A 21,070-nucleotide genomic window follows, 5' to 3' on the forward strand; every position below is an offset into this window, starting at 1 on the left:
AATGGTACTTGAAGCAGATATTAAAGCACAGCTTAATCAATATCTTGATTTATTAGAAAGCGATATTGTTCTTAAAGTTAGTGTTGGTTCAGATGAAACATCAAAGGACATGCTTGCTCTTGTTGAAGAGCTAGCTTCTATGTCTTCTAAAATCACATTCGAAAAAGCTGAATTAACGAGAACTCCTAGCTTCAGCGTGAATCGTATTGGTGAAGACACTGGTGTTACATTCGCAGGTATTCCTTTAGGTCATGAATTCACTTCATTAGTATTAGCATTACTACAGGTAAGTGGAAGAGCTCCAAAGGTTGATCAAAAGGTTATCGAGCAAATTAAAAAGATAAAAGGTGAATATCACTTTGAATCATATGTTAGCTTAACTTGTCATAACTGTCCTGATGTTGTACAAGCATTAAATGTAATGAGCGTACTAAACCCGAACATTACACACACAATGATTGATGGAGCAGCATTCAAGGATGAAGTAGAAAGCAAGAATATTATGGCTGTTCCGACTGTTTACTTAAATGCAGAACCGTTTGGTAGTGGCCGTATGACATTAGATGAAATCTTAGCAAAAGTAGGCAGTGGTGTAGATGCATCTGAGCTATCTGATAAAGATCCATATGATGTTCTTGTAGTTGGAGGCGGTCCTGCTGGATCAAGTGCAGCAATCTATGCAGCTCGTAAAGGTATTCGTACTGGAATTGTTGCAGAACGCTTTGGTGGTCAAGTTCTAGACACAATGAGCATTGAGAACTTCATTAGCATAAAGCAAACTGAAGGACCTAAGCTTGTTGCAAGTCTTGAAGAACATGTGAAAGAATACAATATCGATGTGATGAATTTACAGCGAGCAAAAGGAATCGAAAAGAAAGATCTTTTTGAGCTTGAGCTTGAAAATGGCGCTATTTTAAAGAGTAAGTCTGTTATTGTTTCAACAGGTGCTCGTTGGAGAAATGTTGGCGTTCCTGGTGAACAAGAATTCAAAAACAAAGGTGTTGCATACTGCCCACATTGTGATGGACCATTGTTCGAAGGTAAAGATGTAGCTGTTATTGGTGGAGGTAATTCAGGTATCGAGGCAGCTATTGACCTTGCAGGTATTGTCAAACATGTAACAGTACTTGAATTTAATCCTGAGTTAAAAGCTGATGATGTCTTGCAAAAACGTCTATATAGCCTTCCAAACGTCACAGTCTTAAAGAATGTTCAAACAAAAGAAATCACCGGTACAGATACTGTAAACGGAATCTCTTACATTGATCGTGATACAGAAGAAGTAAAACATATCGAATTACAAGGTGTGTTTGTGCAAATTGGTCTTGTACCTAACACAGATTGGTTAGAAGGAATCGTAGAACGTAACCGTATTGGTGAAATCATTGTAGACAAACACAATGGAACAACAATTCCTGGACTATTTGCAGCAGGTGACTGTACAGATAATCCATATAACCAAATTATTATTTCAATGGGATCTGGAGCAAATGCAGCATTAGGTGCGTTTGATTATCTTATTCGAAATTGATGATCTAAAAAAGTCGCTATGCTATCGAAATGATAGTGTAGCGACTTTTTTGTTAATATTGCTAATAGCTTCAGCCTTTAGATTTTAAACAGTGTAATAAGATTGAGTAAGTGAAGACTGAGAAGGTGTGAATTTATGGGTTTTGATGTTGTTATATATAACCATAGTGGACAGAGAGTTGAGATTTTTGAGCTCTCCGAGAGTCTGCATAATGTAATTTTTTCTCAAAGTATGCTATGGAGAAGTTACTTGGAGCTTAGAAAATTAAGTGATTATTATTTAACAAATGAAACTTTTTCAGGCAACAAGTTAAGTCAGTTAATTTTGGACTTAAAACAATATCAAAGCAACATACCAAATCATAACCAAAATGACTACCAAAAATTTATCTCTAAAATCTCGAGCTCAAAAGTATCATCAGTTCATATCGCTGGAGATTAAATATTTTAATTATGGAAAATCCTACTCAATCTATAAAAAAACTTCAATCAAGATGATGAGGCTGGGACATAATTAAAGATGTTATACAAAAAGACGAATAAATTTAACTTCAGTTAAGTTGAAATAAATAAGTTCCGTTCCATTTCGCTGCAGACACTCGCTTTCCACGGGGAGGAAGCTGAGCCTCCTCGGCACAAGCGCCTGTGGGGTCTCAGCCTTTCCTCTATTCCCGTAGGAGTCGATTGTCTTCCGCTCCATTCCACTAGTGCTTAGATTTAGTATGCAAAAAACAAAGAATCGTTTGAAGACAAATAAAACCCGAACAATTAGACAAAAGAATAATTGAACCATCATCTAATATTATTGCCTTATCATTAGCTAAATACTTATTTAATAGATCTAATTTAACAAACATACAGCAAATTCTGATGTTAAAGAAAATATTTTGTTTTATTCCTCAGTAGAAATAACAATCTTTCCTGCTGCTTCTTCAGCACGTTGACGGGCAATTTCTACGTCTTTTCCTTTGCTAAGAATAACTGCCATGCGGCGGCCAATTTTAGTATCTGGCTTTCCGAATATTCTTATTTGGGTATCTTCTACAGCTAATGCTTGGTCCATGCCAGAAATTTGATATGTTTTACTTTCCTTTGTTGCCTTAATAGCGCGACTTGCACCTGGAGATGTGATGTGAACTTCTGAAACAGGTAGTCCTAATATTGCTCGTACATGAAGAGCAAATTCTGATAGATCCTGAGTAGCTAAAGTCACCATACCTGTATCATGTGGTCTTGGTGATACTTCACTAAAATAAATACCGTTAGAAGTGATGAATAGTTCTACACCGAATAGACCGTACCCTCCAAGCTCGTCAGTAACTTTTCTTGAAATTTCTTCTGCTTCTTTAATTAGATCCTCACTCATTACATGTGGCTGCCATGATTCAATATAATCTCCATCTTGTTGCACATGACCTATTGGTGGACAAAAAACCGTTCCTGATACAGAGCGTACTGTTAGTAAGGTGATTTCTGAATCGAATTTAATAAATTCTTCAACTATGACTCTTGTACTTTTACCTCTTCCACTGTTTAGTGCTTCCTGCCAAGAGTTTTCTATATCATCTTCTGTACGGCATACTGTTTGACCTTTTCCAGAAGAGCTCATAAGTGGTTTAATCACACAAGGTGTGCCAATTATACTTACAGCTTTCTTTAATTCATCTAAAGAGTTAGCAAATTCGTATTTAGCTGTTGGTAGTCCCAATTTTTCACTTGCTAAACGGCGAATACCTTCACGATCCATTGTTAGTTGTGCAGCATATGCTGTTGGGATGACGTTATAGCCCTCTTTTTCCAATTCTACAAGCGTTGCTGTTGCTATTGCCTCAATTTCTGGAACAATATAATCTGGTTTCTCCTGTTCAATTACTGCACGAAGCTGTTGACCGTCCAACATATCAACAACATGAAAACGATGTGCAACCTGCATAGCAGGTGCACCTTCATAACGGTCGACTGCTATCGTTTCTACTCCCAGCCTCTGCGCTTCAATAATCACCTCTTTACCTAATTCTCCTGATCCTAATAATAATAGCTTTTTAGCGTGTGTATAATTTGGTGCTCCGTACATTTCAAGACCTCCCGAATGTTTGTATTTACGCTTATAATATCGTTAATAAAGGGGTTATTTCAATATATTTTTGTTATTTTCCCGAACAAAATCACAAAAAATATATTAATTGTTCAATAAATAGCCTTTTTTCACTTAACTGACCATTTTTCAATCCTTACAGATTTTTAAGATACTTTTAAGCTATGGGTAACCATCTCTCATCAAATTCAAGATATGGCTAACTTAGCAGAAGATTTAAACATGAAAGTTAATTTAAGCTGTCGTAGTTGATAAAAAGAAAACAGCTTGGGTTAAAGTAGGGACCCAAGCTGTTTTTAGTAACATTATGTATGTTGACAGCTATAAAATAAATGTAGGATAAACCTACTTTTATAACCAATTACCAATTATACCTAATTTTAATCATTTACGTGCCCAGGCGGTAAGAGCCTCAATGTCATTAGGTGTCGTCCTACAACAACCTCCGATAATCTTTGCACCTGCTTTAAACCAATCTTTAGTACTTGTTGTAAAATGTTCTGAAGAAGACATGGCATTCCACGTCTTACTTCCTGCATCATATTCTTCACCAGAATTAGGATACACAATAATCGGTTTTGTTGTTTGAACCTTTATTTCATTTATCAAAGAAGTAATAAATTTTGGAGATGAACAATTTATGCCAATTGCAGCGATTTGTTCTTCACCATCTAACCATTTTGCACAGCTTGCAATTGTTTCTCCATTGCTAATGTGACGTTCATCTTTTGCACTAAAACTTATCCAAGCATAAACCCCGTGAAATTCCTTTAATACTTTTGTGATTGCTTTAGCTTCTAAAAGACACGGTATTGTTTCACAGGCTAAGATATCGGCACCAGCTTCTATTAATAATCTTATTCGTTCTCTATGAAAAACTACTAATTCATCTTCATTTAATAAATAATCGCCTTTATATTCAGAGCCATCTGCAAGAAAGGCTCCATATGGTCCGATAGAAGCAGCCACTAATGGCTTTGGTCGATTAAACTGATTATTACTATCACTCCAAAATTCATCACGTGCCCTAGTTGCTATTTCAACAGATTTCTTAATTAACTCGATTGCTTCTTTCTCAGTTAAACCTCTTTCCTTATAGCCTTCAAGAGAGGCCTGATAACTAGCTGTTATGGCGCAATCTGCACCTGCTCTGAAATAATCTGTGTGAACCTGCTTTATTAATTCTGGATTTTCCATTAATACTTTTGCTGACCATAAACGATCATTTAAATTACATCCATGATTCTCAAGCTCTGTAGCCATAGCTCCATCAAGAATCATAATCTGGAAGTTGTTTAAAATCTGGTCTATCGGATTCATTTATCTCACTCCCTCTTTTTAATAGGCTGTTTTCGTAAACTTCGTTGCTTTTAATAACCTAAAGGAAACCTCACTTTATGCAGTCTAGTGGCATCTTTTCTCCTTTAAATACCTTTTAGCGTTAAACACACAGTTTTTAACAGATAGTTAGGGCTATTAGCAACAATCTTTAAGAAAAGAGCCTTTTAGTAAGATTCTTTTCTGGAGGATTGTTGCTAATTGCAGAAAAGATTTCACTCAACTTTATAGAGAGCTGTTTCTTCGTGTTGTTACACTTGATGAAATCATCCTATAGTAAAGTATTAAGGGAAATTCTCTACTTCCTTAATACTTTACTTAAAAATTTCTTTGTTCTTTCAACGCTCGGATTGCTAAAAATTTGCTCAGCAGATCCTTCTTCAAGGATAAGTCCATCTTCCATAAAAATAATGCGGTCAGAAATCTCACGTGCAAAATTAAGTTCATGTGTAACAATCAACATTGTGTTTCCTTCATTTGCTACATCTTTGATAACTGTTAAGACTTCATCCACTAACTCTGGATCAAGAGAGGAAGTTGGTTCGTCAAATAATAGTACTTCTGGGTTTAGTGCCAGTGCTCGAGCAATTCCAACCCTTTGTTGTTGACCTCCAGAAAGCTGAACTGGATAATGATTCAATCTATTTTGCAAGCCAACCTTCTCAAGAATTTCTATACTTTTCTTTTTTGCTTCAACTGGATTTATACGCTTAACACTTGTTAATCCAATCATGACATTTTGAAGCACAGTTAAGTTTTTAAATAAATTATATTGCTGAAAGACCATCCCTGTTAGTGTTCTTACATCAAGAATATCTTTCTTACTTGCTGATTCACTATTTACTTTTTTTCCGTTAATCTCTACGATTCCACTAGTAGGACTTTCCAAAAAATTTATACAGCGTAGTAAAGTTGATTTTCCTGAACCACTTGGTCCTAATATAGAAACAACCTCACCTTTTTTGACAGAAAGATTAATCCCTTTTAATACATGCTGTTGATCAAAATATTTATGGATATTCTCAACTTTAATCATGAAACAAACCCTCTTTCATATCTCCGGGCACGCTTCTCAACTATAACAAGTAATCGCTCGACAACAATGCAGACAATCCAATAAACAATAGAAACAGCTATATAGACTTCAAAAAAAGCTAAACCACGTGAACCGAGAATTTTTGCTTGTCCCATAATATCAATAACTCCTATGATAAATACAAGTGACGTGTCCTTAATCGTACTAATAAACATGTTTCCTAGATTTGGTATCGCTACTGCTAATGCCTGTGGAAAAATGATTTTGAGCATCATTTGGGTTGGACTCATCCCTATAGCTTTAGCTGCTTCAAATTGGCCTCGATCAACAGATTCAATTGCCGATCTAATGGTTTCAGATAAATAGGCACCTAAATTAATAGAGAAGGCTAATAGTGCGTATATTTCCGGAGGAATAATGTTTACATCTACATTTTGAAGCCATCCGTACTCTGTTTGAAAATAGTAAATAACCTTTGGTATTCCATAGAATACCAGATATATCTGTACTAACAAGGGTGTCCCCCTAATAAAAGATACATAGCAAGAAGATATTGTCTTTAATACTGGTACTCGATATATTTTTATGAGTGCTGTAGTTAGACCAATAAATAAACTGATAATCAATGACCCTACGGCAATACCAATAGTAATAGGTAATCTTGCAACTATCACAGGAAAGCTTTCGATTAAAAACCCAATATCTAATAAATTCTCCATATCATATTCCCTTCTTTCATCTTAGTCAGGGATATATTCTCCACCCGTCCATTTTTTTGAAAGCTTTGCTAATGTACCGTCTTCTTTAAGTTGATTCAGAATTGGATCAATGATTGCCTTTAATTCCTCACCCTGTTTCTCGTTTTTAAATACTATTCCCATGTCATCGTTAACTAGTGGCTGTCCTACAACCTCTAGATCTAAATCAAACTTTTCCATAACTGAAGAAATCATAATAGGATCATTTACGTAAGCATCAACACGACCATTTTGTACATCTTGTAATATTTCAGAAGGATTACCACTTTCACTATATTTTAAAATGATATCTTTATCAGCTTTCTTATTATGTTCTTCTAGCAATAATGTATATGAATCACCAGCTAAAGCTCCAACTTTCTTGCCCTCTAAATCTTCTAAAGTAGCAATATCTGTTCGACCCTCTTTGACTACAATCACTGTTTCTGCAGCAAAGTATGACTCATCAGTGAATAAGTACTTCTTTTGACGTTCTGGTGTTTTTGCTACCTGATCTGCAATCGCATGAATTTTATTTGATTCTAGTGCTAGAAACATACTATCCCAAGGAGTTGCAACAAACTCAAATGTGTATCCATCTAATTTTTTATCAATTTCTTTCACAACTTCAATATCATATCCTGTGAGTTCATTTTTCTCATCTGCAAAAGCAAACGGAGGATAATCATTTTGTGTTCCTACTAAAATGACTTTTTCCTCTGTTCCATTTGCTGCTTCTTTGGAAGAACAACCATTCACAATTCCAGCCAAGCCTAATAATGCAATCATTGATACAAGTAAATGAGATTTTCTTTTCATTTTTTTACTCCTTCGTTTAATAAAATTGTATTTATCAATTAATAAGAGATTTAAAATCACATTGATAACTATGATTAATTCTTACTAACTATAGGATTACTGTGCATAACTATAACGAATGACCTTTACTATAATAACAACTTAAATTTTTACCTAAAATTTGAAGTTATTTGTAAAAGTATACAAAAAAACCTCTTCCAATGAGTAAGAGGTTTTTATCTAAACCTTATCTCTCAGAATGAAACACTCTGCAGGAATTAGCACCTTTCATAAAATGATGGTTGCTGGACGTCATCGGGCCTGTCCCTCAGTCTCTCGTGATAAGATATTTAATTTTTTTAGTATAGTATGATATTATTTAAAATTATGAATATTGTCAATTGTTTTCTCAAATCCCATTCGTCCCCTCGTTTTTTCATTTCAAACAGCCGAATTATGTTTTATAGAAATCTCTTCTGAAAGTTTGCTCCTAATCGAACTAATTTTCAGTGAAAAACAGCGTTTCATCTATAAAAATTACTACTTAACTTCAGTTCACTAGAAGCGAATATTACTTAGCCTTTAATTTTATAAACAGATTGGAGTAAGACACATTGAATAAAGAATCCTTTTTTGACGTAGCAATCATTGGTGCCGGTACTATGGGGATGTCAGCTGGTGCCTTTTTAGCAGAGAAACAAGTAAAGACCCTTTTAATTGATTCTTTTGATCCTCCACATCATAAGGGAAGTCATCATGGAGATACCCGGATGATTCGACATGCTTATGGAGAAGGCCGACAGTATGTAACATTAGTAAAACGTGCACAACAATTATGGGAGGAATTAGAAAAGCAAACAGGCTACAAAATCTTCAAAAAAACTGGTGTACTTGGACTGGGACCAAGAGACTCAGCCTTTCTTAAGGAAACAATGAATGCTGCCAAGAAATATCACTTGCCCTTACAGCTGCTAAATAGTGATGAGATCCATGCAAGATGGCCTGGTTTCTCTGTACCAGAGCATTTTATCGGATGCTTTGAATCAGAATCTGGTTTCATTTATAGCGAGAATGCGATTAAGGCATATAAAGAAATTGCCATAAAGAATGGAGCAGAACTTGTTATGAATACACCTGTTCAGCAAATTAACATGGCAAATACAGATGCTGTAAAAATCATCACTAAAAACAATGTGTTTTGGGCTAGAAAGGTAATTGTCACTGTAGGTGCATGGGCAGCTAAACTGTTACCAGATCTTAACCTTCCCATTAAGCCAACCCGAAAAGCCTTCGGTTGGTTTGAAACACCTGCAGACCTATATGATGCTGGTCATTTTCCATCCTTTTATTTGGAGGATAAAGAGCATACGTGCTATGGATTTCCTAATATAGATGGTACAGGTCTTAAAATTGGAAGATCAGATGGTGGACAAGAAATTGACCCAAACCAACATACACAGAACTTTGGACAAAATGATGCAGATGAAAAAGAGCTACGTTACTTTCTTAAAAATTACCTACCAGAAGCTAACGGAACCCTAACAAAAGGGAAAACATGCTTATATACAATTTCAAAGGACAATGATTTTATCATTGATCATCACCCAGAAAATAATCATGTCATAATTGCTTGTGGATTTTCTGGGCATGGCTTTAAATTTGGAAGTGTAATGGGCGAAGTCTTGAGTCAACTCGCAATAAAAGGAGAAAGTCATATTGATATTTCTTTATTCTCACTCAAGAGATTTGGTTTCTGATTAAATGAATATTTTTCTATTGTATAATCTTGGATATGCTTTTTGTCATATTTTAGGAGACTAGCATTTTTTGCTAATCTCCTTTATTCTATTTTACTAATTAACTCTTATACTCTCTGATTACTTCTAATTATGGTAAGGTTCAATATTATGTTTGATATAAAAACATATTATTCCATATACTAACTTAATAGTAAAAATCCTCCCATATATCAATAACTTAATTGGCTTTTCTTCTAATTATCCTCCTTAATTGTATTAACTATTGTATTGACAACTCATGAAAGAGCATATACAGTATTGATAGTGATAATTATTATCAACTAAACTCATATAAAGGAATGATATATAAAATGAACGCAAAATTATTAGCATCATTACTAATGGCTATGCTCATGATTGCATTAGTTGGTTGTTCAAATTCAGATCAACAATCAAATGCAAAATCTGAGCCATCATCTACTGAAGAAACGGAAAAAGCTGAAAACGAAGAAGCAACAACTGAATATCCGATTGTGATTAAGCATGCATTTGGTGAAACAACAATTGAAGAAAAACCTGAAAACGTTGCTACTATTGCATGGTCAAACCATGACGTTGCCCTTGCTCTTGGCGTTGTACCTGTAGGTTTCTCTGCTGCAAACTATGGTGTTCAAGATGATAGCGGCATGCTACCTTGGACTGCTGAGAAATTAAAAGAACTTGGTGAAGATAGCCCAAATATCTATCAAGATACAGACGGTTTAGATTTTGAAGCAATTGCTGATTCTAATCCAGATGTTATTCTTGCAGCATATTCTGGTATTACTCAAGAAGAATATGATACATTAAGTGAAATCGCTCCAGTTGTTGCTTATCAAACTAGCCCTTGGGTAGCTTCATGGCGTGAACAAGTTACATACAACTCAATGGGTATGGGACTTGAAGAAGAAGGGAAACAACTTATTGCTGATACAGAGAAATTAATTGCTGACAAAGCAAGTGAATATCCTGAACTTAAAGGTAAAAAAGCTACTTTCGTAAGTATTACTGCTGCTGATTTATCTAAATTCTATGTCTACACACCTGGAGATCCACGTGGTGCATTCCTTAGTGAGTTAGGTATGGAATATCCTGAAAGTGTTACAAGTCAAATTACAGACCCTAATGCTTTCTTTATAGAAGTAAGTGCTGAAAATGCAGATATGCTTAATGATGCTGAAATTTTAGTATCATATGGTGATGAAAATACACTTGCAGCTTTACAAGCTGATCCAATCCTTGGAAAAATCCCAGCAATTGAAAGAGGTTCTGTCGTAATTATTGGAGATAACACACCACTTGCAGCATCAGGAACTCCAAGTCCACTTTCAATTGAATACTCAATTGATGAATACTTAACTTTACTCTCAGAAGCTGTAAGCAAAGTTAAATAAAATGAGTAATACTTCCGTTTCAGAAAATAAGCAGTTGCATATACCGAAAAATTTCATAAAAGTACTTATACTTTCTATTGTCATACTTGGTATATGTGTATTGGCTTCTCTTGCTTTTGGATCTCGTATAGTTGGATGGAAGGAACTAATGGATGGTTTATTCCATCCTGAGGTACAGACCCACGGAGCAAATGTTGTTCGCCAAAGAATGGCTAGAACTGTATTTAGTATCATGTGTGGTGCAGCATTAGGAGTTTCTGGGGCTCTCATGCAGTCAGTCACTCGCAACCCTATTGCAGATCCTAGCATACTCGGAGTTAACACAGGGGCAGCACTATTCGTCGTTTGTGGAATTTCCTTCTTTAATATTGGTTCCGCTAGTCAATACATTTGGTTTGCATTAGCAGGAGCAATCATAACTGCCATTTTTGTATTCGGAATTGGTTCGATGGGGAGTGGCGGTGCCACGCCCCTTAAACTCGTTTTAGCGGGTGCTGCTACAAGCGCTGCTTTATCATCTCTCGTGATGGCAATTATGATTCCTCGCTCAAACGTTATGGATCAATTTAGATATTGGCAGGTAGGCAGTGTTGGATCAGGTAATTGGAACTCTGTCTCAATCTTTATTCCTTTTCTTATTGTTGGAATACTAATAGCCCTTTTCTCCGCTCCCTCACTAAATGCAATTGCATTAGGTGATGAAGTTGCAACAGGACTAGGAGTACGTACAGGAACACTTAGACTTATAGCTGCATTTGCAGGTGTACTATTATGTGGTGTAGCAACAGCACTAGCAGGTCCTATTGGATTTATCGGATTATTAGCAACACATGTTATTCGACTCCTTATTGGCCCTGATATTCGGTACATTATCCCAATGTCAGCGCTATTAGGTGCTATTATCTTAACAATATCAGATGTGTTTGGAAGAATTCTTGGAAGTCCTGGCGAGCTTGAAGTTGGTGTAGTAACAGCATTTATTGGAGCTCCTATTTTAATCTTAATAACTATGAAAGCGAAAATGCGTGCCTTATGATGAATGAATCTATGAATTTTATTATGGTAGGTAGAATAAAAAGACAACGTCGTTTTTTCCTTGTCACTTTCTTACTTGCAATCATTTCCCTAGCACTTTGCTGCACAATGCTAATGCTAGGAAACACAATTTATCCTTTTTCCGATGTTATAAGTGTTTTACTCGGTGAGAAAATAAAAGGTGCATCATTTGCCGTCGAAACAATTCGTTTTCCAAGAATGGTTGCAGGTGTTTTTGCTGGATTTGCTTTTGGTGTTGCTGGACATGTATTTCAAACAATGCTTCGTAATCCTTTAGCAAATCCAAATGTTATCGGTATCACAGCTGGTTCAAGTGCAGCTGCTGTGTTTTGTATCATCGTTCTTCAAGCAAGCACAACCGTTGTTTCAATTGCTTCTATTATTGGTGGACTTGCAACAGTTATTATTATTTTTCTATTATCAAGAGGTGCTTCTTTTTCAATTGGTCGATTAATTTTAATAGGAATTGGCATTCAAGCAATGCTAAACGCTGTCATTTCGTATCTATTACTTATTGGTCAGCAAAATGATGTTCCTACTGCAATGAGATGGTTGAGTGGTAGTCTAAATGGTGCTAAAATGGAGAATCTTTATCCTTTAATAATTACCGTCCTTATCTTCACACCTATCATCGTAGTTCTTGGGAAGAACTTAGATATGCTAGAGCTTGGAGAGCAAGCAGCAACTTCACTTGGAGTCGATACTGACAAAACACGATTTATACTTGTTATCAGTTCGGTCCTTATTATTGCGTTAGCAACGGCTACAACAGGACCTATCGCTTTTGTCGCGTTCCTTTCTGGACCTATCGCAAAAAGATTAGTTGGAGTAGGATTTTCAAGCATTATTCCCGCAGGTCTTATTGGCATCATTTTAGTTTTAGCATCAGATCTAATCGGACAATTCGCATTCGTGGCTAGATATCCTGTAGGTGTAATCACAGGCATACTTGGAGCTCCATATTTGATTTACTTGCTAATTCGAATGAATCGAAAGGGAGATTTATAATGAAACCGACACAAGCTTTTCAAACGGAAGGAATCACTGCTGGATACGATAATAAAACCATTTTACACGATGTAAGTATAACGATTCCTAGCAACAAAATAAGCATTATAATTGGGGCCAACGGTTGTGGTAAATCTACACTCCTTAAAACAATGGCTAGACTCATTAAACCTACCTCTGGGCAAGTAACTCTTGGTGGAAAACCAATTAATAAAATACCTCCAAAGCAATTAGCTCGTGTATTGGGTCTCCTACCTCAATCACCAATTGTACCTGAAGGAATAACGGTTGCAGATTTAGTTGGACGAGGCAGATTTCCACACCAAACATTTCTAAAGGGTTGGACAAAAATGGATTATGAAGCAGTTAGTGACGCTATGGAAATGATGAACATCACTGAATTTGCTGATCGTAGCATTGATGAGCTTTCAGGTGGTCAAAGACAGCGTGTCTGGATTGCAATGGCACTTGCACAACAAACAGACATATTATTTCTTGATGAACCAACAACCTATTTAGATATCACTTATCAAATTGAAATTCTTGATCTGCTGACAGATCTTAACCGAAAATATGGAACAACCATTGTTATGGTACTTCATGATATCAATTTATCTGCTCGTTATGCAGACTATATCTTTGCTCTTCAAAAAGGAAGACTTGTTGCAGAGGGTGAGCCATCAAAGGTTATTACAAGTACATTAATTGAGGACATTTTTGGACTTCATTGCACTGTAATAGAAGACCCTGTTTCTGGATCTCCTTCAGTCATCCCTATAGGACGATATCATGTGAATAGAGAGCTCACCCTTATTAAAGGCTAGCTCCCAGGCTTAGCAAAAGGTTGCAGACGATCTCCCTAGTTGGGATCGTCTGCAACCTTTTTGCTGTGAAGGTCTCTAAATGTTCATCCTTAATCCTTAACCATTTCTTCCATAATCCAGTTCGTTCTCGCACCAGTTTCTCCAGTGCTTGGGCACAAATTGGTATCTCCTGTTAAATCAGCAACAATAGTTTCAACTAGGTGCTGATGGACATGCTGAGGGCGTTCAAATTTCCATTGTTCTTGTCCATTGGCAGTCTTCAAAACAATTGAGTCATCCCCAAATGTAGAAAAGGTAATACTCCCCTTACTGCCGACAATCTTATTCACATCCTCATCTTCAAAAGCAGAAAAGCACCAATTACCTACACCATGGATTCCAGATTGAAATCGATAAGTACCTGTAACAATATCTTCCGCTTGATAAAAACCTGCTTGATTTGATGAAAATCCTTTTGTCTCCTTGATAGGTCCTAGCAAAAATTCCAATATATCCAGAGTATGACTGGCTAAATCAAAAAACAAACCTCCACCGGATAATTCAGGTTGAACTCTCCAAGGGGGATTTTTTGAATTCTTCATATCTTCCTTAGCTTTTTGATACTGTGTTGTTGATACGAAACGAATATCCCCAATCATTTTATTTTCCAAGAGTTCTTTTATTTTAACAAATCTCGGCTGTGCCCTACGATAATAAGCAACAAATAAAGGAACACGCGCTTTTTTACAAGCAGCAATCATTTCATTACATTCAGCCCAATTAAGTGCCATAGGCTTTTCTATATATACAGGCTTTCCTGCTTCTGCAGCTTTTAATGTATATTCCTTATGTGAGCCTGGTGGTGTTGCAATATAAATAGCATCTACATCAGGATCATTAATTAGTGCGTCAGCATCATCATACCATTTGGGAACATTATGTCTTTTTGCATAGTCTTTTGCTAGCTCACCTGTTCTTCGCATAACAGCAACTAACTCTGAATTTTTAACCTTCTGAAAAGCTGGCCCACTCTTCACCTCTGTCACATCTCCACAGCCAATAATACCCCAACGAACTTTTTCTAAATTCATGGACAACTTTCTCCCTCCTCTTATTTCACTAATCTTTCTTCCTATTATTTACTGTACCATTTAAATTCGAAGCTTTGTAAAAGATTTATTTCATATAGGGCTCCTAGTTATTTCTGAATTTGCTATTTGGAATACTTACACCTACATCTTGCATAAAAAGGTTTAAATCTACCCTGATAGGTTATTAAAACTAATAAAGACCGTAGTTATGAGGTAGCAATTATGTATAAATACTATAGAAATAAAACGTTAAAACCGAGTCAATTCATAATTATTGGATTTTTAATTCTTATTTTTATAGGAACGATACTATTAGCTCTCCCAATATCCTCATCAACAGGAAAAAGCATAGGAATGATTAATGCTCTTTTTACATCAACATCAGCCGTTTGTGTAACAGGGCTAGTTGTCGTGAACACAGGAAGCGGTTTTTCTTTAGTAGGACAACTGATTATTATGCTGCTTATACAAATTGGTGGATTGGGCTTTATGACTTTTGGAGCTTTTATTGCACTATTATTAGGTGAGAAAATTGGGGAAAGAAAACGAAAGCTATTAAGAGTATCAACAAAAGCCTTGCCATCCCAAAGCCTAAAAAAACTTACTGTTAGTATATTTATTCTTACTATTTTGCTTGAAGGTCTAGCAACTATAATACTGACAATTAGGTGGAACAACGATATGGAATTTTGGAATGCTTTTTATCATGCATTCTTTCATTCTATTTCGGCCTACAATAATGCAGGATTTGTTTTATGGTCAGATAGCCTAAGCAAATATGTTGGTGATCCCGTAGTAAATATAATCATATCAACTTTATTTATCATGACTGGACTAGGCTTTACAGTACTTTTAGACATTTATAATAATCGTAAGTGGACAGCCTTAACTTTACATTCAAAGCTTGTAATTTCGATGTCTTCTATCTTAATTATTGTTGGTTTTATCGTTATTTTAGCAATAGAATCAGTTAATGTATTGACCTTAGAAGCATTACCGACTGTTGATCGTTTATGGGCAGCATTTTTTCAAAGTGCTACAACACGTACCGCTGGTTTTAATACAATCAACATAGGAGATATGATGATCCCTTCCCTATTGCTTATTATCCTTTTCATGTTTATTGGTGCTTCCACGGGTGGTACGGGTGGAGGGATAAAAACTAATACATTTTTTATCCTGATTATATTTCTATGGTCCCGTATTAGACGGAGAAAATCTATAGAGGTTTTCGAGAGAAAGGTATCTATTAAAATCATTAATAGGGCTATAACAGTTATCGTACTATCTCTTGGTGTTATAGTTGCTGTTACTTTGTTATTAACATTGACTGAACACTCGAACAATACAAGTTTCTTCGTCATTTTATTTGAAGCTACTTCCGCTTTTGGAACCGTAGGATTATCAATGGGATTAACACCAGATCTTTCTGCATGGGGGAAAATCATTATTACAATCACTATGTTCATAGGCCGATTAGGTCCATTAACATTAGCTTATGCTTTATCACAAAAAGGTGGACTTAAAACTAAAGAAGATAAGTCAAATGAGGAGGAAATGGTTTTAATTGGCTGAGACTTTTCAGATGAACTATATAACTAACTTAGTAGTGAATACAACCTGGGGATAAACAATGGCAAATTACAAAAGAATATTCAGGAACCATTATGGAAATTAAAGATACAAATCCATCAGTTAATCCCATCTACTCTGAATTGGAGCAGAAAATAAGATCCCACAATAGATAGACACTAAAGGGGAGGTTGACTAACGTTAATCTCCCTTTTAACTAAACATATATTATTTATCCATTTATATCTTCAATTCGAATTGATCGACTATGGATCGTATGGTTCCAATTTTTGTTATTACTTGTAAACAAGCCAAAAAGAGTGATCGGAAACCAAGTGAATTGGAATACTGGGAATAGCACCAGTCCTAGGTATGCCTTTAAAGGTCTTCGCTCCATCATCATGACGATTGGAAACTGTAGAAACAATGCAACATTCAACGCAATCCATCCCCAATCTGGAACAACTTTCAGCAGTTCGAATTGGCTATATAATGGAGTAGCTAGTTGTAAATAGGACATTACCCATACAGCAGCTACAAATAGAAACCTGATGGGCTGAAATAAATACATGACTGCATCAAATTGTGTAAAACTTCGATTTTGAATAGATTTCATAAAAAGGGGCTTCATATATCTTCGGGCACAATCAGTGTGTCCGCGCATCCAGCGTAGCCTTTGTCTTACAGAACTTATAAGTGTAACAGGCTTTTCATCATAGACAATTGCATTATTTGCCCAAGTAGGATAGATATCATTACCAAGGCACCGTGCTGTAAATTCTACATCTTCTGTAAGTGAAGTTGCGTTCCAGCCTATCTCCTTGAGTAATCTTGAATCAAAACACATTCCTGTGCCTGCTAACGTACTGGCCATCCCCCAGTTATGTCTTGCCTGCTGCCACATCCGATTTATATACCAGTATGTGATGGCATAAGAAAGGGAAACCCATGAATCATATGGATTTTTAGTTTCTATATAGCCTTGAATTACTTGATGGCCGTCCATTAGCTTATTATTCATTTCACTTAAGTAATTTTTACTAACGAGATTGTCTGCATCAAAGACAACAATCGCATCAAACTCACGTTTTCCCTGCCATAGCTTTTCTAGCATCCATTCCATAGCAAAACCCTTCCCCCTTCGGAGTGGGTCTATCCTCTCCATCACGTGAACATTATGCATATTTGCAATCTGCACAGTACTGTCTGTACAGTTATCACAGATAACAAAAACCTCATATAACTCCTTTGGGTAATGCAACTTAGCGAGATTCTCTAGTAGAGGGGCAATGACCTTTTCTTCATTATGTGCTGCAACGAGTATGGCAAAAGACTTTTGTGGTTGATGATCTTTTATAACCTTTTTATTTCTCTTAAAACCAGCCAAACTAATAATAATCTGGTAAAAGCTCACTGAAAAAATAACAACCTGAAAGATATTTGAAATTACAATGAAAAAGTGTTGCATGATTTCTTCCTTTCACACTTACGGTGTTTGATATGATAGTGCAATATCCAAAACATTCTTAACTTCATCAAAAGATGCAACATCTGTCTTTCCATTCCCATCAAAATCAGCAGCAAACCCAATTCTGCCCTCTCCCTGTGCCCATGGACCAAAAGAGTTTTTCAATGGATCATATTGATTACTACCTCCGTTCACATATCCTCTCCAAACTCCTGTTTCCGCTGTATATATCATTAAATCAGTCGTTCCATCTCCATTCCAATCTCCCGCAAGTAGCTGATCCTCATCATTTAACGAAACTCCTTTAATCTTTTGAGGTGTTGTTAAACGTTTACCTAATTTCTGTAGGCTAAAAACCTCCTGGTTATCAGATGATACGTAAAGAAATTCACCTTGGGTGGAGCCTTGAGACTTACCTAAATAGAGACCATTGTTTATTGGAAAGGAACTATTTATCCTCTCTATATCTAAGTGATTATCACTATAATAAATGTAAATAATTTGCCCATCACCATAAGCTATTAATCCATTCCCTTTTTGCGATTGAAAAGGTTTTAAGGAATTTAGATTCGACGGTAATTTACCAAGCCTTGTAGGATTAAGAAACATTTCATCCCCAGCCCAGCTAGCCCGTATATCCCCATTCTTTTGGTTATACGCCAGTAAATCTTGTTTTCCATCGTTATTGAGATCAGTAAGCATGACTTGTTCTTCAGAAGAAAATGATTCCTTTAGCCATATCTCAGTTGCCTTCTGAGGACGATTGCGTGGAAGTGTATAAGTTCCTGGTATTACTACGATACGATGTTTCTCTCTTACAACAATATCAGCATTTCCATGACCCTTTACATTCCCTATCATGATTTGCTCGGCCTTTACATCAAGCGGTATTTTGACACGATGGGCTGGAGTAAACGGGATAATATCATGCAATGTCATCCATTGATATCCTTCTTGCTTAAAGCCTTCTACTAATTGGCGAAGATATGAACTTTCACCGTTTTCCTTATATTTGTAAACCGGTAATCCATCCTCAATTTTGGTCTTTCCATCTGCTAATACTTCTTTCTCCAAATAAGGAAATTCCATAAATGGGTGGTAGTATAATGAAGCTAAATCATCACTTCTTTCTATCTTTGATAGCATTTTATCAACAGATTTCTGATCACTGATGTAACCCAAAGGTGCAGGCACATAGAATGATCCCAAACTTTCCTGACCATAGCTATTTATTGTGTCATGAGCATTTATATCTTTAAAAGAGCGTAATGAATAATAGTCTGGCTGATACAGGATCCCAATAAAAGAACGAAATACCTTTTCCTGGTCACGTGTATCTTGGTAGTGAGGCGACTCCCAAAAGGCCGGCTGTAAGTCATTTTTTGCAAATGCTTCGAGGCTGTTTGTTATCCGCTCGGCTGCATAGGATACTGCTTTTGTTTCGGGAGCTCCATTCACCTTAAATTCAGAACCAGTTCCTGAATTCTGATTGTTCCCTTCCATCGCTGAGTCACCATACTGATGGCTATATCCATGCATGCCTAAAATACCACCCTGCTGTTGCACTTCTTTTAGCAGTTTGATAAATGACCTACTAACACTATCTGGATCTGGATCATCAATTCCTCTTTCATTCCAAGTTCCTTCCTCGCCAAGGTCCATCCTTCTTGGAATAACAGCTATATGAAAGGCGATATTTTCTGACTCAATATATTGTATAACTGCTTTTAACTTCCCTAAAGCTTCTAAACTATTATATTCTCCACCAGGTCCCACGTCTTCGAGCCTGAGCATGGCATGCCGTTTATTAGAGTTGGGATATATGTTTTCTCCCGTAAAAGTAGTTATATATATTGAGAGTGATGTTAGCAGAAAAAGAAACATCACAATGAAAAAAATTAGTTTCCTGTTTCTTTTTTTCAAGCATTTCAATCTCCTAATTTTCATTATTTGTTATGTACCCCTAGTATCGTATCTAGCTTAATTTCAAATATTTCCGAAAAATATATAATCGAAATTATATCATTAACTTATTAATAATGACTATAAGATTTTTTTTATATGAATCCTCTATCCAACGTAGTTCGTTCATTATTTTCAGATTTCCTTAGAAATACGAAAAAAGCCATAGCTCCTATTCAAAGAGTTATGGCTTTTAATTCACATTTTACTCATAATTCACACAATATTAAGGAACTATATTTGCTTCAAGATCACTTCTACAATCCGCTTAGATGCATCTCCGTCACCATATGGGTTTCGTATATTGGTCATTTTATTATACCTAGAATCATCATCTAATAACTCTTTGGTATACCTATAAATATATTCTTCCTGCGTTCCTACAAGCTTCAACGTACCAGCGTTTACTCCTTCTGGTCTTTCTGTCATATTCCTCAGCACAAAAACAGGTTTTCCCAAAGAAGGTGCCTCCTCCTGAATTCCCCCTGAATCTGTCAGGATAATATGAGAACGCGCTGCAATATTATGGAAATCAATTACATCTAATGGTTCAATTAAATGAATCCGATTATTTCCTTGTAGCATTTCATCTGCTATCTCTCTTACCTTAGGATTCAAATGAACAGGATAAACAACTTGAATGTTTTTATATTCCTTAATAATTCTTTTTACTGCCATAAATATATTTCTCATAGGCTCACCAATATTTTCACGTCTATGCACAGTTAAAAGTATGATCTTATCATTATTTAATTTTTCAATAATTTCATGATAGTAATCCTGCTGAATTGTTGTTTTTAATGCATCTATAGCTGTATTACCCGTGACAAAGATAGATTTCTCATCTTTACCTTCATTCAATAGATTTTGCTTTGCTTGCTCAGTTGGTGCAAAGTGGAGATCCGCTAGTACCCCAGTTAACTGCCTGTTCATTTCTTCAGGAAAAGGAGAATATTTATCGTTCGTTCGGAGGCCTGCCTCTACATGTCCAATTTTAACTTTGTTATAAAAGGCAGCAAGCCCCCCTGCTAAAGTAGTAGTTGTATCACCATGAAGCAATACTAGATCTGGCTTAATTTCCTTTATAACACTATCTAGTCCCTGAATAACAGCTGTTGTAATATCAGCTAGTGACTGATTTACCTTCATGATATTTAAATCATAGTCCGGAACGATTTCAAATACCTTTAACACATGATCCAACATATCCCGATGCTGTCCCGTCACCGTAACAATTGACTGGATATTTGGTGTCTTTTCCAATTCTTTCACTAATGGTGCCATCTTTATAGCTTCAGGCCTTGTTCCAAATATCGTCATTACCTTGATCAATTTCTCATCTGCCTCGATTCCTCAACTAAACGTCGTTTATATTATCTACTACTTTCATTACTAGGACTTTGA

Annotated in this window: 17 protein-coding genes and 1 riboswitch; of the genes, 8 read left to right on the top strand and 9 right to left on the bottom strand. The window is 36.1% G+C overall.

The features are described from left to right. The first annotated feature begins 1 nt into the window (after position 1). A complete protein-coding gene (gene ahpF, locus FS935_RS16945; protein WP_146949828.1) occupies positions 2-1,531 on the top strand; it encodes an alkyl hydroperoxide reductase subunit F in 1,530 nt (509 codons plus the stop codon). A gap of 249 nt (positions 1,532-1,780) precedes the next feature. Further along, complete coding sequence (locus tag FS935_RS16950; RefSeq protein WP_146949829.1) at positions 1,781-1,972, top strand: hypothetical protein; 192 nt, start codon at positions 1,781-1,783, stop codon at positions 1,970-1,972. A 450-nt stretch (positions 1,973-2,422) separates the two neighbouring features. Here FS935_RS16950 and purT read toward each other — a convergent pair whose 3' ends face one another. The 5 genes from purT to FS935_RS16975 all read right to left on the bottom strand — a co-directional run bounded on the left by purT (position 2,423) and on the right by FS935_RS16975 (position 7,555). Then, entirely contained in the window at positions 2,423-3,604 is a 1,182-nt protein-coding gene (gene purT / locus FS935_RS16955; RefSeq protein ID WP_146949830.1) for a formate-dependent phosphoribosylglycinamide formyltransferase, read from the bottom strand. A gap of 405 nt (positions 3,605-4,009) precedes the next feature. Then, positions 4,010-4,945 (bottom strand): homocysteine S-methyltransferase, encoded by a 936-nt coding sequence (gene mmuM / locus FS935_RS16960; RefSeq protein WP_146949831.1) that lies wholly within the window; start codon positions 4,943-4,945, stop codon positions 4,010-4,012. Positions 4,946-5,261: 316 nt separating this feature from the next. Then, positions 5,262-5,999: an amino acid ABC transporter ATP-binding protein gene (locus tag FS935_RS16965; protein ID WP_146949832.1), complete on the bottom strand. Its 738-nt coding sequence runs from the start codon at positions 5,997-5,999 to the stop codon at positions 5,262-5,264. Beyond that, on the bottom strand, positions 5,996-6,718 hold the full coding sequence (locus tag FS935_RS16970; protein ID WP_146949833.1) for an amino acid ABC transporter permease: 723 nt from the start codon (positions 6,716-6,718) through the stop codon (positions 5,996-5,998). The genes FS935_RS16965 and FS935_RS16970 overlap by 4 nt, the downstream gene beginning before the upstream one ends. Before the next feature lie 21 nt (positions 6,719-6,739). Then, positions 6,740-7,555 carry a transporter substrate-binding domain-containing protein gene (locus tag FS935_RS16975; protein ID WP_146949834.1) on the bottom strand — a complete coding sequence of 272 codons (816 nt, stop codon included), beginning with the start codon at positions 7,553-7,555 and terminating at the stop codon, positions 6,740-6,742. A gap of 223 nt (positions 7,556-7,778) precedes the next feature. After that, positions 7,779-7,882: riboswitch (SAM riboswitch) on the bottom strand. 266 nt (positions 7,883-8,148) lie between these two features. Here FS935_RS16975 and solA point away from each other — a divergent pair. From solA to FS935_RS17000, 5 genes are all read left to right on the top strand, one after another. After that, complete coding sequence (solA, locus tag FS935_RS16980) at positions 8,149-9,291, top strand: N-methyl-L-tryptophan oxidase (protein ID WP_146949835.1); 1,143 nt, start codon at positions 8,149-8,151, stop codon at positions 9,289-9,291. A gap of 353 nt (positions 9,292-9,644) precedes the next feature. Next, positions 9,645-10,706: an iron-siderophore ABC transporter substrate-binding protein gene (locus tag FS935_RS16985; protein ID WP_146949836.1), complete on the top strand. Its 1,062-nt coding sequence runs from the start codon at positions 9,645-9,647 to the stop codon at positions 10,704-10,706. A gap of 1 nt (position 10,707) precedes the next feature. Next, positions 10,708-11,742: a FecCD family ABC transporter permease gene (locus tag FS935_RS16990; protein WP_193559375.1), complete on the top strand. Its 1,035-nt coding sequence runs from the start codon at positions 10,708-10,710 to the stop codon at positions 11,740-11,742. Beyond that, positions 11,739-12,770: a FecCD family ABC transporter permease gene (locus tag FS935_RS16995; RefSeq protein WP_146949837.1), complete on the top strand. Its 1,032-nt coding sequence runs from the start codon at positions 11,739-11,741 to the stop codon at positions 12,768-12,770. The genes FS935_RS16990 and FS935_RS16995 overlap by 4 nt, the downstream gene beginning before the upstream one ends. Then, positions 12,770-13,594 carry an ABC transporter ATP-binding protein gene (locus FS935_RS17000; RefSeq protein ID WP_146949838.1) on the top strand — a complete coding sequence of 275 codons (825 nt, stop codon included), beginning with the start codon at positions 12,770-12,772 and terminating at the stop codon, positions 13,592-13,594. Before FS935_RS16995 ends, FS935_RS17000 begins: the two co-directional genes overlap by 1 nt. A gap of 89 nt (positions 13,595-13,683) precedes the next feature. Here FS935_RS17000 and FS935_RS17005 read toward each other — a convergent pair whose 3' ends face one another. Next, positions 13,684-14,664, bottom strand: a complete 981-nt coding sequence (locus tag FS935_RS17005) for a Gfo/Idh/MocA family protein (protein ID WP_146949839.1) — start codon at positions 14,662-14,664, stop codon at positions 13,684-13,686. A gap of 222 nt (positions 14,665-14,886) precedes the next feature. On the opposite strand from FS935_RS17005, the gene FS935_RS17010 reads away from it, so the two are divergent. After that, the gene (locus FS935_RS17010; protein ID WP_146949840.1) at positions 14,887-16,239 is read left to right on the top strand and encodes a TrkH family potassium uptake protein; all 1,353 of its coding nucleotides are present in this window, start codon (positions 14,887-14,889) and stop codon (positions 16,237-16,239) included. Positions 16,240-16,468: 229 nt separating this feature from the next. On the opposite strand, the gene FS935_RS17015 is transcribed toward FS935_RS17010, so the two are convergent. From FS935_RS17015 to wecB, 3 genes are all read right to left on the bottom strand, one after another. Next, the gene (locus FS935_RS17015; RefSeq protein ID WP_146949841.1) at positions 16,469-17,704 is read right to left on the bottom strand and encodes a glycosyltransferase family 2 protein; all 1,236 of its coding nucleotides are present in this window, start codon (positions 17,702-17,704) and stop codon (positions 16,469-16,471) included. Positions 17,705-17,722: 18 nt separating this feature from the next. Continuing rightward, entirely contained in the window at positions 17,723-19,627 is a 1,905-nt protein-coding gene (locus FS935_RS17020) for a DUF2334 domain-containing protein (protein ID WP_158638633.1), read from the bottom strand. A 273-nt stretch (positions 19,628-19,900) separates the two neighbouring features. Further along, positions 19,901-20,986, bottom strand: a complete 1,086-nt coding sequence (wecB, locus tag FS935_RS17025; RefSeq protein ID WP_146949869.1) for a non-hydrolyzing UDP-N-acetylglucosamine 2-epimerase — start codon at positions 20,984-20,986, stop codon at positions 19,901-19,903. Positions 20,987-21,070: the final 84 nt, after the last annotated feature.

Source organism: Metabacillus litoralis (assembly GCF_007994985.1).
Lineage (GTDB): Bacteria > Bacillota > Bacilli > Bacillales > Bacillaceae > Metabacillus > Metabacillus litoralis.